This is a genomic window from Saccharopolyspora spinosa NRRL 18395 (assembly GCF_000194155.1).
Lineage (GTDB): Bacteria > Actinomycetota > Actinomycetes > Mycobacteriales > Pseudonocardiaceae > Saccharopolyspora > Saccharopolyspora spinosa.
The window spans coordinates 752,287-767,832 of record NZ_GL877878.1; the positions used below are offsets into that span (position 1 = coordinate 752,287).

Sequence of the window (15,546 nt, forward strand, 5' to 3'; positions counted from 1 at the left end):
GACGGTCCGCGAGATCGTCAAGAAGTGTCGCCGTGGGGGTTCTGGGGTGGAGTGCAGCTTTTGGGAATTCGGCGCGATTGTGCGGCACGAGAAGGCACGTCACGAGGCCGGTTCGGTGTCGGTGGCGGAGGCTCGGCGGAAGTTCGACGTGCCAGTGTTCGTGTTCGCTCAGGGGAGCGGGCTCAACCAGCCTGAGGATCCCCGGGCGACTGTGCTGGCAGCCGAGGACCGGGTGCGTTCCAGGGGGTGGATTGAGCCTGGCGGGCGGTTGAACGATCGGTGGTATGAGATCGTTTCCGCGCTGGTCCACGGTCAGTCGTTCGGTTATCTGTATCTCGCTTCGCCTGATGAGGCGGAGACACGGGTGATCGTGACGGTCAGCGAGGGGTTGGCGTTTCGGCTGCTGCTTCGGGGTGATCGGGTGTGGATCGACGAGGTGCGGCCGGATTCCGCTGAGCAGGCGCTCGTGGCCAGCCTGCCGGAGGTCGTTCCTGCGTCCGGGCGGGAGGTGCGGTTACCGACGGCGGTACTGCATGCGGCCGGGTTGGAGGCGGAGAATCACAAGGCGGACCAAGGGGATTGGATCGCCTACGAGCTTGGGCAGGCCGGCGTCTCGACGGAGGACGCCACGGCGGTCGGCAGGCTTTCGAAGCTCGCGGATCGCGCGACCGGGCAGTTCAACGTCGGCATCCACGAATCCGATGGCACGCCTCGGCTGGCTCCGTGGGCGATCACGGTGCACCACAGCCCGTCGGGGCGAGTCGCGCAGATCCCGCAGCCGCCTCGCGGAGAGCAAATCCTGGTCACCCCAGCGAGCAACAGGACGCTGGCCGTGGCGCTGCGCACCTACCGCGACGAGCTGCACCAGCAGGTCCGCGACGCTCGGCGGCCTCGGCGATCCGGGTAGTTCTCTGCTGGTTTTGCCCACCGTCACAGTGAGCTATGACACGATCACGCGCGGACGCAGGATCGGTCTTGGGAAGGACGAGCCTGTGAGCGAGCCGGTAAGCGTCAGCGGTCACCAGGCGTTCTACGTCGACCTCGACCGCGCACCCGAACTCCTAGCCGAGCTCGACGGCGTGCGGGAGAAGTACGAGGTAGCGCGTGACATAGCCACGCAGCTGGCGAATATCACGCCGCCGTTCGTTGACGACGTGACCGTCGAGGTCTTCAGGAAGCTTGGCGAACGTGCTCAAGGTGGCGAAGGCAGCCTTTATGACACGGCCCAAGGCATGATCCAGTGGATCATCGATTTTCAGGCCGCTGTGCAAAAAGCAATTGATGAGCACAAGCGCATCGACGAAGAGAATCGGATGGGATGACCGTGCACACCACGCGCGCCACCCTTGCGGTGACAGCGAGTCTTCTGACGGTTGGCTTGGCGGGTTGCGCCGCGCCACCCGGTACCCCTGAACCAACCGCCAACGGCGAGGCGACTTCCGCTGCGAGGGATCCGCTGCACATCGACAAACCGAAAAGCCTTCGAGCGATTGCGGACCCTTGTCAGCTTCTGACGCCTGCACAATTGCAGCACCTCAACGCGGGAACTCCGGAGTCGGGACAGTCCCAGTGGGGGCAAGCGGAGTGCACATGGCGGAACCAGCAACTGCGGATCAACATCGCTCCAGACACTGTCCAAGGCCAAGGGCTGCGCTGGATGGCGAAGACCGCTGGAGATGGGAACGGCAACCCGAACGCCGAGGTCAACGGGTATCCAGCGGTCCATTACGGCATCAGTTCTGGGTCTTGTGGAACCTACGTCGGGACATCCGACAAGGAACTGTTCCTGGTGAACTTCCAGACAGGCAGTGAGGGCAAGGGCAATCCGGAGTATGCGGATCCGTGTGCGATGGCCGACAGGATCGCGGGTTTGGTGCTGGAGAACATTCCTTCGGTGTGAGATGGGGGTAGGTGGGGGACATGGAGCTTTTCGGTTGGTTGTTCGGCACCCGGGAGATTCCGGGGCAGGCGCAGGCGGAGTTCGATCATCCGAAGTCGACCTCGACCGCGCACCCGAACTCCTGGCTGAGCTCGACGGCATGCGGGAGAAGTACACGACGACACGGGATATGGCGACTGAGCTGGCGACCATCATGCCGCCATTTGGGGATGACGTGACGATTGCGGTCTTCCAGAAGCTCGGGGAACGCGCTCAGGGCGGTGAGGGATGTCTCTACGGCACCGCGCAGGGAATGATCGACTGGATTGACGGTTTCAAGGCCGCCGTGCAGAAAGCGATCGACGAGCACAAACGCATCGACAACGAGACCTGGATGGCATGACCGTGCATACCAAACGCACCACTCTCCTAGCAGTAGCAAGCTTGTTCACCCTCGGACTGGTCGGCTGCACCGCACCTGCATTGGAAAAGCCAGTTCCTAGCCCGCAGACCAGCTCAGCTGTCGAGGATCCGCTCCACATCGAGCAGCCCAAGAACCTCGCTGCCGTGTCCGACCCATGTCAGTTCCTGACGTCCACGCAAGTGCAGCAGCTTAGGGCAGGCAGTGCTGAGCCGGGCCAGTCGGAGTGGGGGCAAGGAGCCTGTAAGTGGCGTAATCAGCTGTTCGAAGTCAAGATCTCGCCCGACACTGTGCAGGGCCAAGGGCTTCGTTGGATGGCGAAAACCGCCGGCGACAATGGGAATCCGAACGCGAATGTCAGCGGCTACCCTGCGGTGCACTATGGCGTGTCCGGCGGCTCATGTGGCACCTTCGTCGGAACATCGGACAAAGAGCTGCTCCTAGTGAATTTCCAAACCGGTTCCGATGGGCGTTGGAATCCGGAGTATGCGGATCCGTGTTCGATGGCCGACAAGATCGCGGGTTTGGTGCTGGAGAACGTTCCTTCGGCGTGAGATGGGAGTCGGTGGGGGACATGGAGCTTTTCGGTTGGTTGTTCGGCACCCGGGAGATTCCGGGGCAGGCGCAGGCGGAGTTCGATCATCCGAAGGTCTACGGCGAGGTTGAGTCCGGGCCGGGGGTGGCTGCGGCGTCGCGGGCGGCGGCGAACTGGCGGGATCGGGTCAGCGCCGCGTTCGGTGCGGCCGACGGGGATCTGGATCGGGCGCTGAAGAAGTTCGACGTCGTCATGCAGGGTGCCGCCGGCGAGCAGGCCAAGGACGCGGTGACACCGTTGTCGCAGGCCACCCGGCAATCCATCGAGGTAGCCGCGCAGGTCGGGGCGGCGGTGGAGCAGCAGGCCCAGGGTTCGGCGGACTTCAAGTACGCCTTCCCGCCGCCGTATCAGGTGCCGCCGGACAACATCGGGTGGACCGACTACGTCAACCCGATCGCCTACGGGTTCAAGACCGAGGTGCGTGCTGCGCACGAGGAACACCATGACCAGGTCGAGGCGCAGGCGCGGCAGCAGTACGAGACCTACACCCAGGCCAGCAACGACCGGGCGAACACGGTGCAGCGGTTCGATCCGCCGCCGACGTTCACCGCCGACGTCGCCCCTGCGGACACCGCGCCGGTGCACAAGGTCGACCCGAACCCGGGTTACACCGGCGCGACCACCACAACCCCTGCGAGCACCGGGCAGCCGTCGAGCGATCGTACCGGTTCGCCCACCGAAGTGCCGTCACGTACGCCAGGTCAACCGATCGTCCCGAATGGACAGTCGATGTCCCCGGTTCCGCAATCGCCAGCAGAATCCGGTTCGGTGTGGGCCATGCCTCCCGCAGCGGGCACCACCCCGCCGCTGCCCGGTACTGGTGTGCCGACATCTCCTGGCGTTGGTGGGGGAGGGTTCGTTGGTGATGCGGTGATCTCAAGGGCCAGCACCAGCGGCCCGGGCGTCGCTGGCCGAGTCGGCGGTGGCACCGGACCTGGCCGAGGAGTCGGCGGTTTGGGTGGCAGTGTGCTGAGCCCCGGTGGCTCGTCCGGCGGGGGCGGCTCGACGCCGGGTGGCGCCGCTGCCGGTGACAACGTGACCACGCGAGGCGGTGCCGGTGCTGCTGCTGGTGGCGCGGGTACTGGGCGCGGCAAGCGTGAGGACGAGGACAAAGAGCATGTGAACAAGTACTTGGCCCCCACCGATGATGCGTGGGAGGAGCTGGGCTTGCCGAAGACGGCCCCGCCCGTGTTTGGTGACTGGGCCGCCCAGAATCCGGAGGGCAAACCCCCTCGCCCTCCGGAGAAGGGCGCCCCGTGATCGCAGGTCACCTTTCGCCACAAGCTGGCCGCGGCCTCCCATCCTCCTCGGGAAGCCGCGGCCAGCCACCTTTCACCCCGCATCCGGTTTGGGCACGATCTTCGTCCGTCCAGTTTGGACTTCTTCAGCGCACCATGAACACGCAGCCGGTTATCCTTTTTGGACGCTTCACTGGGCAGCGTGAGCACGCCACACAGTCGCTCTTAGGAAGGATGAGCCAGTGAGCGAGTCGGTAAGCGTCAGCGGTCACCAGGCTCTCTACGTCGACCTCGACCGCGCACCCGAACTCCTAGCCGAGCTCGACGGCGTGCGGGAGAAGTACGAGGCAGCGCAGGATGTCGCGTATGAACTTTCTCGGATCATGCCGCCGTTTGGAGACGATGTGACCGTTGAGGTCTTCAGGCAACTCGGTGAGCGTGCTCAGGGCGGTGAGCGAAGCCTGTTCGACACGGCTCAGGGAATGATCGACTGGATCGACGGCTTCAAGGCCGCTGTGCAGAAGGCAATCGACGAGCACAAGCGCATCGACAACGAGACCTGGATGGCATGACCGTGCACACGCCACGCACCACCCTGATCACTGCGGCCGGCCTGCTCGTCTTTGGGCTAGCCGGTTGCTCCGAATCTCCACCGCAGACCCCGACTCCCAGCCTGAAGACCACCTCCGCTGCGACGGATCCGTTCTACATCGAGCGGCCCAGGAACCTAGCCGCGGTCTCCGATCCGTGCGAGCTGTTGACATCCGCGCAGGTGCAGCTTCTCCGCGCAGGTGATGTCAAGCACGGAGAGTCCGAATGGGGCCAGCCATCCTGTGAATGGCGCAACCAGCAGTTCTCCATGACAGTTGCCCCGGACACAGAGCAGGGGCAGGGGCTGAAGTACACGGCAAAGATCTGGGGTGACGGAGAGGGGAAACCCACTGGGGCTGTAAACGGTTACCAGCTGGTTCATGGTGGTATTAACGACATTCGCTGTAGCGCGACGGTCGGCGTGTCGGACACCCAGACCCTGACGGTTCATTTCACGGCGGGTTCCGAGGGGCGTGGGAATCCGGAGTATGCGGACCCGTGTGCGATGGCCGACAGGATCGCGGGTTTGGTGCTGGAGAACGTTCCTTCGGCGTGAGATGGGAGTCGGTGGGGGACATGGAGCTTTTCGGTTGGTTGTTCGGCGTGGAACTCTTCTTGCCGAAGACACCACATGCTGGCCGCGGCTTCCCATCCCCCTCGGGAAGCCGCGGCCAGCCCCCTTTCACCCCGCATCCGGCTTGGGCACGATCCTTATCTGTCCAGTTTGTACTTCTTCGGAGCACCATGAACACGCCGGCCGGTTATCCTTTTTGGGCGCCTCACTGGGCAGCGTGAGCACGCCGCACAGTGCGGTCAGCTTGCCGTCTTCGCGGTATCGCGGTCGGGCTGGCAGGACGTGGTTGTGGTAGCCGAACGCTGCCCAGTATCCCGGCGGAATATCAACGCCTGGCAAGGTTTCCTCTTCCTCGAGGTTGTTCGTGGACCGGTTGGGGTGGATGGCCGGGCAATGCCGGGGGACATCGGGGAGGTGATACACCGCCCGGCCATCCAGGGTGCCCGAGCGCCGCTTGGGGAAGGGGCGGGGTTCGGGCACGCGGGATCGGCGAGGACACCGGCCTGGGAGGGGGAAACGATGCGCGGTGCCCCCGCCGGGTCTACATGCGCAGCGGTCCGGCGAGGATTCGCCGTAGTGTTACCGGATGCGGCGCGAAGTCCTCGTGATCGACCGGTAGTTCACGCTCGATCATCGGCAGCACTCTGGTTTTGGCGTCGGCGAAGTCGTCGGCCATCTCGCCGCGCGGCCGCAAAGGTTCGCGTAGTCGATGTCGGCCGCCGCTGCTGGTCTCGGCCTCGACGCGCATGGTCAGGTACCGAACCGTCAGCGCCCCTTCGCCGCCGCCAGCATGCTGCGGGCGATACGCCCAGTAGTGGCAGATGTACCAGATGGCGACCGGAACGACGGTGAGAACGGATGCGACGCTCGACGCGCTCAAGGTTCACGCCTTCCTGGTTCAGTGCACTGCTCTGCGCGGAGAATTTCGTTGCAGCGAAGGCATGTTGGAAAGACGCACCAGTCCATTTCGGAGGGTTTGGCCATCGCCACTTCCTGTCCGCAAACGGTCGTTTCGGAAGGCTGTCCTTCCCAGCGCGCCCCGCGGAAGGCGTGGCGTGTTCCGCCGATATCGCCTGCTTTTGGGGTCGGCAGCCAGTAGTGGCGGTTCATGGCGTGCTTAGTGGTCATCGCGCCTGCCTCGGCTTTCAGCATGTTCCCTTACGGGGTGCAACTTCGAAACTGATGATCACGTGATCGACAAAGTGTAAGTTACACTGAAACAATCCTGGTGTAAGTCCATCGATAGGGTTGTGTCGCTAGTTGGCAGTTGATCGATCACCGGGGAGACTGGTCGCCGTCACACAACGCAGGAGGTGTCATGGCCGGGGTAGCCCCGACGATGGGACGACGCCGATTGGGCGGCGTGCTGAAGACGTTGCGCCTCGGTGCTGGACTCAGCAACGAGCAGGCCAGGCAGCGCGCAAGCATGTCTACCGCGAAGCTCTCGCGGCTTGAAACCGGCCACAACGTGGTGCTCCTGAAGGATGTTCGCGCGCTGCTGGACGCCTACAACGCCGACGGCAAGACACGGAGCAAGGTTCTGCAACTCGCTCAGGCGGCGGAGCAAAGCGGGTGGTGGCAGCAGTTCGACGACGTCCTACCAACGGACTTCGACCTGTACCTCAGCGTTGAAGAGGCAGCCGCATCCCTCCTCGTCTTCGAAACTTCGATCATGCACGGGTTGCTCCAGACGGAGAACTACGCCCGAGCCTGGCTTCGCGCAGAGGATCCCGGCAGACCCAACGGTGAGTTGGAGCGGCTCGTCGGCTTGCGGATGGCACGACGACAAGCGCTGACGCGAAAAGATGATCCACTCACGGTTTGGGCCGTGCTTGACGAAGCGGTGTTCCGCAGGCGTGTGGGTGGCCCAGAGGTCATGCGCGAACAACTCAAACACCTGCTCACGTTGTGCGAAAGCACCAACGTAACGATTCAGATCTTGCCCTTCATCGCAGGCGAGCATGTTGCCGCGAGCGGTTCGTTCACGCTTGTCGAGTTCTCCGAGCCCACCGATCCCGAGATCGGCTACGTGGACTGCGCTGCGGGTAACGTCTATCCCGAGAAGTCGGCGCAGGTACGCAGGATGAAGACGAACTTCCATCATCTGACCAGCGCCGCGCTGGAGCCGATAAAGTCGCTGGCGTTCATCCGCAAGGTACAGAGGGAGTTGACGTGAGCCACGTTGAGAGGGCATCCGACTTACCGATTCGGTGGCGCAAGAGCAGCCGCAGTCAGCAAGGGTCGCAGTGCGTTGAGGTCGGTGCCACTGCGGAGTTCGCCGCTGTCCGAGACTCGAAGAACCCGACGGGGCCCGCGTTGCTGTTCCCGCCAGCCGCGTTCACCGCGATGATCCGTTCGGTCAAGTCGGGTCGCTTGGACGGCTGACGTGGGGTCGTGGTGGCAGAGCTTTCGCGGTTGTTCGGCACTCTCCAAGCGCAAGCTCTTTCGGCCAAGGAGTCGAGGCGTCTGCTGGGTAGCATCGCGGATGCGCACACCGGTTCGAAGGAGTGAGAGACGTGAGCCCGACACCCTTATGGCGCAAATCCAGCCGCAGTGCTCAGGCAGGCAACTGCGTTGAGGTCGCCACGAACATGATGGATACCGCCCTGGTCCGTGACAGCAAGCTCGGCGATTCGTCTCCGATCATGGTCTTGTCTCGAAAGGTGTTCGCGGGGTTCATCTGCAGCATCAAGTCCGGTCGCTTGGACGGCTGAAGTGCTCGTGAGTGGTTGTGCCAGTAAGGACCGGAACAGTCACTCACGAGCCCTGACCGCTTAGCTGAGGCCGGTGATCTGGCCGTGGTCGTCGATGTCGATCGATTCCGCCGCCGGATGGGAGCCCAGGCCCGGCATCGTCCGCATCTCCCCGCAGATCGGGTAGATGAAGCCCGCTCCCACCGAGGCCCGGACCTCCCGGACCGGGAGGGTCCAGCCCGTCGGGGCACCGAGCAGGGTCGGGTCCGAGCTCAGCGACAGGTGGGTCTTGGCGATGCACACCGGGAGGTTCCCGAAGCCGTTGGCCTCGTAGCTGTCCAGGGCGCGGGCCGCCGCAGGAAGGTACGACACCCCTGCCGCGCCGTATACCTTGGTCGCGATGGTTTCGATCTTCGCCCGCAGGTCCGCCGAATCCGGGTAGAGCAGCTGGAACGCGGTCGGTTCCTCAGCCGCCGCGACCACCGCTTCGGCCAGCTCCAGCGCGCCCTTGCCGCCCTCCAGGAAGTGGTTGCTGGTCGCGACGCGCGCGCCTTCTGCCTCGGCGACCTGGCGGATCGCCTCGTGCTCGCTGGAGTAGTCGGTCGGGAACGCGTTGATCGCGACCACCGGCGACACCCCGTGCAGCCGGATGTTGTCGATCTGCTTGCGCAGGTTCGCCGCCCCGGCCAGCACGTCGTCGGGGTTCTCGGCCAGCATCGCCGCAGGCAGCGGCTTGCCCGCCACCACCTTGTACCGGCCGGAGTGCGCCTTCAGCGCGCGCACCGTTGCCACCAGCACCGCCGCGTCCGGGCGCAGGCCGGAGGTGCGGCACTTGATGTTGAAGAACCGCTCCGCGCCCATGTCGGCCCCGAACCCGGCCTCGGTGACCACGTAGTCCGCGCACCGGCTGGCGATGCGGTCGGCCACCACCGACGAGTTGCCGTGCGCGATATTGCCGAACGGTCCCGCGTGCACCAGCACCGGTGTGTTCTCGGTGGTCTGCATCAGGTTCGGTTTGATCGCCTCGCGCATGATCACCGCCATCGCCCCGGCCGCCCGCAGCTGCTCGGCGCTGACCGGCTCGCCGTCGCGGGTGTAGCCCACCACGATCCGGCCCAGCCGCCGCCGCATGTCCTGCAGCGATGTGGAAAGTGCCAGCACCGCCATCACCTCGCTGGCCGCGGTGATGTCGAAACCGGTCTGCCGCGGCGTGCCGTCGAGTTGACCGCCGAGGCCGGTGACGATGTTGCGCAGGTCCCGGTCGTTGACGTCCAGCACCCGCCGCCAGGTGATCCGGTGCGGGTCGATGCCCAGCGAATTCCCCCGGTGCAGGTGGTTTTCCAGCATCGCGGCCAGCAGGTTGTGTGCCGCCGTGACCGCGTGCATGTCGCCGGTGAGGTGCAGGTTCAGCGCCTCCATCGGCACCACCTGGCTGTACCCGCCGCCGGCGGCGCCGCCCTTGATGCCGAACGTCGGGCCCATCGACGGCTGCCGGATCGCCACCGCGGACCGTTTGCCGAGGTGCCGCAGGGCTTGGCCCAGCCCTACTGTCGTGGTCGTCTTGCCTTCGCCCAGCGGGGTGGGTGTGATCGCCGAGACCACGACGTAGCGGGCGGTCGGTTGCACGGGCAGCTCGTCGAGCGCTTCGAGCGAGATCTTCGCGGCGCTGCGCCCGTAGGGTTCGAGCAGGTGCGCGCCAATGCCCAACTGCGCTGCGACGTCCTCCAGCGGCAGGAGCGCGGTGGCGCGCGAGATGTCCAAATCGGACGGAATGCTCATGCTGGGACCTCCCGGAGTCTGGCGACCAGGTCGTGGCGCCATTGCACCGTCTTCGCGATCTCGTTGAAGGTGAAGAAGTGCCAGCCCGCGATGCCGCAGGTGGTGTCGACGAGGTAGGGGGACAGCCCGTCGAACAGCTCCTCCGGCGTGTAGCGGGTGAGCAGCTTCGACACCACGCCGTGCTGCTTGCGCAGGAAGCGCATCGAGTCGCCCAGCCCGATCTTCAGCGAGATCCGCAGCAGCTTGTGGGCGTCCACCACGCCCGGCACCCCGATGTAGATCGGCAGTGCCAGGCCGCGGGCGCGCACGTCCTTCACCCAGGACGCCACGGTGTGCGGGTCGTAGCAGATCTGCGAGACGACGTAGTCGGCGTAGCGCGACTTTTCGGTCATCGCGCGGATGGTCGACGCGTCGGAGATGAACGCGTGCCGCTCGGGATAACCGGTGATGCCCACCCGTGCGGGCCGCCGCCCCAGCTCGTCCATCGCGCGAAGCAGCGCCAACGCGTCCGGGAATTCGCCACGGGGCTGGGGAGGATCCCCGGCCACCACGAAGACCTCGGACAACCCCAACGCGTCCACGCGATCCAGCAGGGCCGTCAGGTGCGCGGTGTCGGCGATCAGCCGGGCGGCCAGGTGCGGCACCGCGTGCAGGCCGCGGCCCAGCAGCTGGGCCGCGACGTCCAGCGTCGCTTCGGTGCCCTTGGACGGGGACGCCGTGATGGTCACGGTAGTCCCCGGCGGCAGCTGTTCGGCCTGCTCGACCGCGCCGCGCAGCGGCAGCACCTCGAACCTTGCGTTCATCAGGTACTGCTCCAGTTGCTCGGCGTTGGCGTTCATCGCGATCACCACCTCTCGTCCGTGCCTGATCAGTCCGTCACGCCGTCGCGCGGATCAGTCGTTTTGGGATGTCCTTGGTGGGGTCCAGGAACGGCTTCTCCACGACCACCGCTTCCTGCGGGCCGTGCTGGGTGTCCACCACCAGTTCCGTGCCCAGCTCGTGGTAGGCGATCGGCACCATCGCGTAGCCGATGTTGCGCTCCAGCCGCGGCGAGTAGCAGGCCGAGGTGACCTCGCCGATGCGCAGGCCGTGCGGGTCGTGCACGGCGAAGGTGTCGATCATCTCGCCGTCGTTGAACGAGCCCACGCTCGGGCCGCCGATCTCCACGCCGACCAGCTTGCGGCTGATGCCCTCGCTCTTGATCCGCCGCAGGGCCGCCTTGCCGATGAAGTCGGCCTCCTGGTCCAGGTCGACCATCCAGGTCGTCTCGAAGCCGTAGCCCACCTCGAACGGGTTGGTGTCGTAGGTGATGTCGCAGCCCCAGGACAGGATGCCGGCCTCGATGCGCCGGATGTGGCAGGGCCCGATCACCTTGAGGTCGTGCGGTTTCCCCGCCTCCCAGATGGTGTCCCACAGCTTCACGCCGTCGCGGCTGGCGTTGTGCAGGTAGATCTCGTAGCCGAGTTCGGCGGTGTAGCCGGTGCGCGACACCACCACCTGCATGCCGTCCAGCTCGCGGTCGACGGCGTAGTAGTAGGGCACGTCCAGGATGGACTCGCCGAACAGGTCGACCATCACGTCCCGCGACTTCGGCCCCTGGACCTGCACGGGGCCGACGTCCGGCTCCCGGATCTGCACGTCCATCCCGAGGTTGTGCGCCAGGCCCTTCGCCCACAGCAGCACGTCGCTGTCGGCCAGCGAAAGCCAGAAGTGGTTTTCGCCGAGCCGCAGCAGCACCGGGTCGTTGATGATGCCGCCGTCCTCCGCCGTGACGAACACGTACTTGCACTGCCCGACCTTGCATTTGGTCAGGTCGCGGGGCACCAGCATGTTGGTGAACTCGAACGCGTCGGGTCCGGTGATCTCCACTTGGCGCTCCACGCCGACGTCCCACAACGTCACGCCTTCCAGCAGCGCCCAGTATTCGCCGATCGGGTCGCCGTAGTGGCGGGCGTGGTAGGTGTGGTTGTACACGCTGTAGAGGCCGACGCCGTGCCGCCGCGACGCGTAGAAGAACGGCGACTTGCGCAGGCGCGGGTAGAGCAGGACGCCGGGGTTCGGGTTGATGCTCATGGCTGGTTCCTCCCTGACTGGTTCGTGGTCGGTTTGCTTGGCGGTGCGGGTGGCGGAACCTCAGGCGGCGTCTCGCTGTGGGATCCCCGACTCGTGTATGTCCAATACGCCACGTCGGGGCTGTCCTCGCGAGACACCACCTGAGAACCCGCGGCGGTGCCGGGTGCGAGGGTGGGCTAAGCGGCTTCGCCGCTCCAAAGACATCGATTTCAACGGCGAGCTCCTTCAAGTCCGGGGTGCCGGTAGGTAGGCGGCACCCACACCGCTGGCCGATCGCCTCGGCCGGGCGTTCTGCAGGTCTGGCGGGGTGGAATGCGCCGATCAGCGGCGCATTCTGCTCATCTCGGGGTCGAACACGGGGTCAGCGACGACCGTTGCCGGATGTCGCTGGTCGAAGTAGGACACCCGCACGGGGGTGCCCGGACCGGACAGGTCCGCCGGCAGCCACGCGTAGGCGAGGCTCGCTCCGACGCTGTGCCCATAACCGGCGCTCGTGGTGAAACCGACGGGGGTGCCGTCGGCGAACACCGGCTCGGATCCCATCAACACGGTGCCGTCGTCGATCGTCAGACAGCACAGCCGCCGCCGCGGACCGCTTTCCCGGCGCCGCAGCAGCGCCTCTCGTCCGATGAACTCGCCTTTGTCGGCCTTCACGGCGAAGGCCAGACCGGCTTCATCGGGGTCGTGCAAGCTCCACATGTCCGCCCCCCAGGCTCGATATCCCTTTTCCAGGCGCAGTCCGTTGAACGCGCCGCGACCGCCGGGGAAGATGCCGTGCTCGGCACCGGCGGCGGCCAGCAGGTCCCACAGCCGCCGGCCGAACTCCGCCGAGCAGTACAGCTCCCAGCCGAGTTCGCCCACATAGGACAGTCGCAGTGCGAGCACCGGAACTTCGCCGACGTACAACCGCTTCGCGCGGAAGAACCGGAAGGCCTCGTGCGAGACGTCCCGGTCGGCCAGCTCGGCGAGCACGTCCCGGGCCCGCGGGCCCCACAGGCCGATGCAGCAGGTTCCGCCGGTGATGTCGCGGACCTGCACGGTCTCGTCGGCGTGCCGGCGCAGCCAGGCGATGTCGCGCGGACCGTTGCAGCCGACCTGGAAAGCGTCGCGCCCCAGCCGGGCGACCGTGATGTCGGCCCGGATGCCCGCGTTCGGTTCCAGCATCAGCGTGTAGGTGACGTAGCCGGGCGGGCGGTCGAGCTGGTTGGTGGTCAGCCGCTGCAGCAGGTCCAGCGCGCCGCGACCGCGGACTTCCGCTCGGGGAAGCGAAGTCATGTCGTACATCGCGACTCGCTCACGGGTGGCCTGGTGTTCGGCACCGACGATCGGGGACCAGTAGCGTCCCGCCCACGGCCCGGGCTCGACGATTTCCCGGCCGTCGACCAGGGGCTTGTTGCTCTCGTACCAGTGCGGTCGCTCCCAGCCGGCGGCTTCCAGGAACACCGCGCCGAGCTCGCGCTGGCGGTCGTGGAACGGGCTGGTGCGCAGCGGGCGCGGGTGCTCCGGCGGCTGCTGCGGGTGGATGATGTCGTAGACCTCGCGGAAGCTCTGCGCACCGCGCTCGCCCACATAGGACGGACTGTGCGCGAAGTCCTCAAAGCGGCGGAGATCGGCCTGCCGGAGGTCGACGTCGGGCACCTCGCCGGCCAGCCATTGCGCCATCGCGCGGCCGACCCCGGCGGCGTGAGTGATCCAGACGGCCTCGGCGACCCAGAAGTTGTCGATCTCGTTGGACGGCCCCAGCACCGGCATCCCGTCGGCGGTGAACAGGAACAGGCCGTTCATGCCCTCGGCGATCTCGGTGCGCTTCAGCGCGGGCAGCAGCTCGCGGGCGTCCGCCCACGGCCCGGCGAAGTCTTCGGGGGTGAACGGCTGCACGGACGCCATGCCCTTCCAACCACCGCCCTCCGACGGCGCCTCGGCGCCCGCACCCGGCGCGGCGGTGGGCAGCAGGTCGTTGCTGTGCACCGGAATCGCGCGGTGCTGGTAGGAGCCGATGCCGTAGCGGTCGTGGACCTGCCGGAAGTACATGGAGCTGTCCTGGTGCCGCAGGATCGGCTGCCGGACCTCGTCGGCGCCCGGTTCCAGGCCCGGCACCGGGCTGGTCACGGCGTACTGGTGCGCCAGCGGTTGCACCGGGATCGACACCCCGGCCAGCCGGCCGATCTTCGGGCCCCAGATACCCGCGCAGCACAGCACGGTCTGCACCGGCACGTCGCCCCGCGAGGTGCGAACGGCGCGGACCTTTCCACCTTGGACGTCGAAGCCGATCACCTCGGTGTTACCGGCGAACCGCACGCCGAGCCGCTTCGCTTCGCGGGTCATGGCTTCCGCCGCACGGACCGGCTTGGCGATCCCGTCGGTGGGCACGTGCAGGCCGCCGTGGATGCGCGACGGGTCGACCTGCGGGATGCGGTCGTGCACCTGCTGCGGGTCGAGCAGCTCGCCGCGGATTCCCCACGCGGTGGCCAACCCGAGCTTGCGCTTGAGGTCGCCCCAGCGTTGCGGCGTCGCGGCGACCTCGATCCCGCCGACCTGGTGGAAGCAGGGCTGCCCGTCGAGCTCGAGCCCGGAGTAGCACTGGACCGTGCTGGCGGCCAGGCGGCTCATCGTCTCCGACGGGTTGGTCTGGAAAACCAGGCCCGGCGCATGGGAACTGGAGCCTCCGGTGGCGAACAGCGGGCCCTGCTCGACGACCAGGACGTCGGTGATCCCGAGGCGCGCGAGGTGGTACGCGGTGCTGCATCCCACGATGCCTGCCCCGACGACGAGAACTTGCACGCTCAGGTCCATCGCTGCCGCCTTGTTGCGCCTACGACAACTCTCTGCGTTAAACGCAACATTGCGCTTCGACCCGGGGCCGCGTCAAGGACATGTGCGAGTCAATTTCGACATTGGGCCGACTGTGGCACGGAGTGGTCGATTAGCGACGCAGCGTGTTTGCCAAAGAGGTCTCCAGGAGAGCGCGGTCCCGAAAGGATCAACCGGATCCCGTTGTGGGCAAAGGGAGTTCGGCTCAGATCAACTGGCGGATGGCCCGCTCGAAGTGGTCGACGTGCGCGACCGCAATGCGGTCGGCCCGGTCGGCGTCGGCGGCGATGAGCGCCTTGAGCAGCTCGGCGTGTTCCCCGACGTGATCGGAGACCTTCGGCAGCCGGTCGAAGAACAGGTGCCAGATCCGCAGCGCCAGGTTGTAGTACTGGTTGAGGGTGCCTTCGAGGTAGCGGTTGTGGGTGCAGCGGTAGATCGTGCGGTGCACCCGCGAGTCGACGTCCATGATCGCCGCCTGCTCGCCGCCGAGGTCCTCGACCAGTGCCCGCAGCTCGTCGAGCTCGGCCCGCTCGGCGTCCGTGGCGTGCTCCGCGGCGCGGCGGGCGGCGTGGCCCTCCAGGCGGTGCCGCACATCGGCGATCAGGGCGTGATCGGTGATGTTGACCTCGGTGACGAAGCTGCCGCGGCGCGGGTAGATCGCCACCAGCGACTCGGCCTCCAGTCGCTTGACGGCCTCCCGGAAGGGGGTGCGGCCGATGCCGAGTTCGGTGATCAGCGGCTCCTCCTGCACCGGTGCGCCGGGCGGCAGCTCCAGCGTCAGGATCAGGTCGCGCAGGGTCAGGTACGCGCGCTCAGCCTGCGACGGGCTGTCGCCGGATCGGGAATTGACGGCTGCGGACACGTCTCGTAGCCTACCCGAAAGACTGATATA

General features: G+C 66.4%; 18 protein-coding genes. 11 read left to right on the forward strand and 7 right to left on the reverse strand.

The annotated features are described in order from the left end of the window. Nucleotides 1–46 precede the first annotated feature (46 nt). From SSPN_RS42325 to SSPN_RS0103790, 8 genes are all read left to right on the forward strand, one after another. Entirely contained in the window at nucleotides 47–907 is an 861-nt protein-coding gene (locus tag SSPN_RS42325; RefSeq protein ID WP_010307165.1) for an ESX secretion-associated protein EspG, read from the forward strand. An 85-nt stretch (nucleotides 908–992) separates the two neighbouring features. Then, nucleotides 993–1,322, forward strand: coding sequence for a hypothetical protein (locus tag SSPN_RS0103760; RefSeq protein ID WP_010307168.1), 330 nt, complete (start codon nucleotides 993–995; stop codon nucleotides 1,320–1,322). Then, a complete protein-coding gene (locus SSPN_RS50330) occupies nucleotides 1,319–1,900 on the forward strand; it encodes a DUF3558 domain-containing protein (RefSeq protein ID WP_083821590.1) in 582 nt (193 codons plus the stop codon). The genes SSPN_RS0103760 and SSPN_RS50330 overlap by 4 nt, the downstream gene beginning before the upstream one ends. A 139-nt stretch (nucleotides 1,901–2,039) precedes the next feature. Next, nucleotides 2,040–2,282 carry a hypothetical protein gene (locus SSPN_RS42330; RefSeq protein WP_237710440.1) on the forward strand — a complete coding sequence of 81 codons (243 nt, stop codon included), beginning with the start codon at nucleotides 2,040–2,042 and terminating at the stop codon, nucleotides 2,280–2,282. Further along, complete coding sequence (locus SSPN_RS50335; RefSeq protein WP_083821591.1) at nucleotides 2,279–2,854, forward strand: DUF3558 domain-containing protein; 576 nt, start codon at nucleotides 2,279–2,281, stop codon at nucleotides 2,852–2,854. The genes SSPN_RS42330 and SSPN_RS50335 overlap by 4 nt, the downstream gene beginning before the upstream one ends. A gap of 20 nt (nucleotides 2,855–2,874) precedes the next feature. Further along, complete coding sequence (locus SSPN_RS0103780) at nucleotides 2,875–4,155, forward strand: PPE domain-containing protein (RefSeq protein ID WP_010307176.1); 1,281 nt, start codon at nucleotides 2,875–2,877, stop codon at nucleotides 4,153–4,155. Nucleotides 4,156–4,375: 220 nt separating this feature from the next. Then, nucleotides 4,376–4,705 (forward strand): hypothetical protein, encoded by a 330-nt coding sequence (locus SSPN_RS0103785; protein ID WP_010307178.1) that lies wholly within the window; start codon nucleotides 4,376–4,378, stop codon nucleotides 4,703–4,705. After that, a complete protein-coding gene (locus SSPN_RS0103790) occupies nucleotides 4,702–5,280 on the forward strand; it encodes a DUF3558 domain-containing protein (RefSeq protein ID WP_010307180.1) in 579 nt (192 codons plus the stop codon). Before SSPN_RS0103785 ends, SSPN_RS0103790 begins: the two co-directional genes overlap by 4 nt. Nucleotides 5,281–5,406: 126 nt before the next feature. Here the strand turns inward: SSPN_RS0103790 and SSPN_RS54250 are convergent, their stop codons facing one another. Next, nucleotides 5,407–5,721: a hypothetical protein gene (locus tag SSPN_RS54250; RefSeq protein WP_143539740.1), complete on the reverse strand. Its 315-nt coding sequence runs from the start codon at nucleotides 5,719–5,721 to the stop codon at nucleotides 5,407–5,409. A gap of 118 nt (nucleotides 5,722–5,839) precedes the next feature. Further along, on the reverse strand, nucleotides 5,840–6,178 hold the full coding sequence (locus SSPN_RS0103795; protein ID WP_010307182.1) for a hypothetical protein: 339 nt from the start codon (nucleotides 6,176–6,178) through the stop codon (nucleotides 5,840–5,842). Nucleotides 6,179–6,616: 438 nt separating this feature from the next. Between SSPN_RS0103795 and SSPN_RS0103800 the strand changes: the two genes are divergently transcribed. The 3 genes from SSPN_RS0103800 (at nucleotide 6,617) to SSPN_RS0103810 (ending at nucleotide 8,012) form a co-directional block, all read left to right on the forward strand. Continuing rightward, nucleotides 6,617–7,474 carry a helix-turn-helix domain-containing protein gene (locus tag SSPN_RS0103800; protein WP_044572538.1) on the forward strand — a complete coding sequence of 286 codons (858 nt, stop codon included), beginning with the start codon at nucleotides 6,617–6,619 and terminating at the stop codon, nucleotides 7,472–7,474. Then, on the forward strand, nucleotides 7,471–7,683 hold the full coding sequence (locus SSPN_RS0103805) for a DUF397 domain-containing protein (RefSeq protein WP_010307186.1): 213 nt from the start codon (nucleotides 7,471–7,473) through the stop codon (nucleotides 7,681–7,683). Before SSPN_RS0103800 ends, SSPN_RS0103805 begins: the two co-directional genes overlap by 4 nt. 131 nt (nucleotides 7,684–7,814) lie before the next feature. After that, nucleotides 7,815–8,012, forward strand: coding sequence for a DUF397 domain-containing protein (locus tag SSPN_RS0103810; protein WP_049887572.1), 198 nt, complete (start codon nucleotides 7,815–7,817; stop codon nucleotides 8,010–8,012). 60 nt (nucleotides 8,013–8,072) lie between these two features. Here the strand turns inward: SSPN_RS0103810 and SSPN_RS0103815 are convergent, their stop codons facing one another. The 5 genes from SSPN_RS0103815 to SSPN_RS0103835 all read right to left on the reverse strand — a co-directional run bounded on the left by SSPN_RS0103815 (nucleotide 8,073) and on the right by SSPN_RS0103835 (nucleotide 15,516). Beyond that, nucleotides 8,073–9,770: a formate--tetrahydrofolate ligase gene (locus SSPN_RS0103815; RefSeq protein ID WP_010307192.1), complete on the reverse strand. Its 1,698-nt coding sequence runs from the start codon at nucleotides 9,768–9,770 to the stop codon at nucleotides 8,073–8,075. Next, on the reverse strand, nucleotides 9,767–10,609 hold the full coding sequence (locus SSPN_RS0103820; protein WP_029534947.1) for a methylenetetrahydrofolate reductase: 843 nt from the start codon (nucleotides 10,607–10,609) through the stop codon (nucleotides 9,767–9,769). Before SSPN_RS0103820 ends, SSPN_RS0103815 begins: the two co-directional genes overlap by 4 nt. 37 nt (nucleotides 10,610–10,646) lie before the next feature. Further along, nucleotides 10,647–11,843 carry a glycine cleavage T C-terminal barrel domain-containing protein gene (locus tag SSPN_RS0103825; RefSeq protein ID WP_010307195.1) on the reverse strand — a complete coding sequence of 399 codons (1,197 nt, stop codon included), beginning with the start codon at nucleotides 11,841–11,843 and terminating at the stop codon, nucleotides 10,647–10,649. A gap of 321 nt (nucleotides 11,844–12,164) precedes the next feature. Next, complete coding sequence (locus SSPN_RS0103830; protein WP_010307197.1) at nucleotides 12,165–14,636, reverse strand: GcvT family protein; 2,472 nt, start codon at nucleotides 14,634–14,636, stop codon at nucleotides 12,165–12,167. Nucleotides 14,637–14,859: 223 nt separating this feature from the next. After that, entirely contained in the window at nucleotides 14,860–15,516 is a 657-nt protein-coding gene (locus tag SSPN_RS0103835) for a GntR family transcriptional regulator (protein WP_010307199.1), read from the reverse strand. Nucleotides 15,517–15,546: the final 30 nt, after the last annotated feature.

Bases quoted from the DNA above. Each gene is read 5' to 3' on its own strand.
- SSPN_RS50330 (WP_083821590.1), top strand. From the start codon at position 1,319: ATGACCGTGCACACCACGCGCGCCACCCTTGCGGTGACAGCGAGTCTT.
- SSPN_RS42330 (WP_237710440.1), top strand. From the start codon at position 2,040: ATGCGGGAGAAGTACACGACGACACGGGATATGGCGACTGAGCTGGCG.
- SSPN_RS50335 (WP_083821591.1), top strand. From the start codon at position 2,279: ATGACCGTGCATACCAAACGCACCACTCTCCTAGCAGTAGCAAGCTTG.
- SSPN_RS0103780 (WP_010307176.1), top strand. From the start codon at position 2,875: ATGGAGCTTTTCGGTTGGTTGTTCGGCACCCGGGAGATTCCGGGGCAG.
- SSPN_RS0103790 (WP_010307180.1), top strand. From the start codon at position 4,702: ATGACCGTGCACACGCCACGCACCACCCTGATCACTGCGGCCGGCCTG.
- SSPN_RS0103800 (WP_044572538.1), top strand. From the start codon at position 6,617: ATGGCCGGGGTAGCCCCGACGATGGGACGACGCCGATTGGGCGGCGTG.
- SSPN_RS0103815 (WP_010307192.1), bottom strand. From the start codon at position 9,770: ATGAGCATTCCGTCCGATTTGGACATCTCGCGCGCCACCGCGCTCCTG.
- SSPN_RS0103820 (WP_029534947.1), bottom strand. From the start codon at position 10,609: ATGAACGCCAACGCCGAGCAACTGGAGCAGTACCTGATGAACGCAAGG.
- SSPN_RS0103825 (WP_010307195.1), bottom strand. From the start codon at position 11,843: ATGAGCATCAACCCGAACCCCGGCGTCCTGCTCTACCCGCGCCTGCGC.
- SSPN_RS0103830 (WP_010307197.1), bottom strand. From the start codon at position 14,636: ATGGACCTGAGCGTGCAAGTTCTCGTCGTCGGGGCAGGCATCGTGGGA.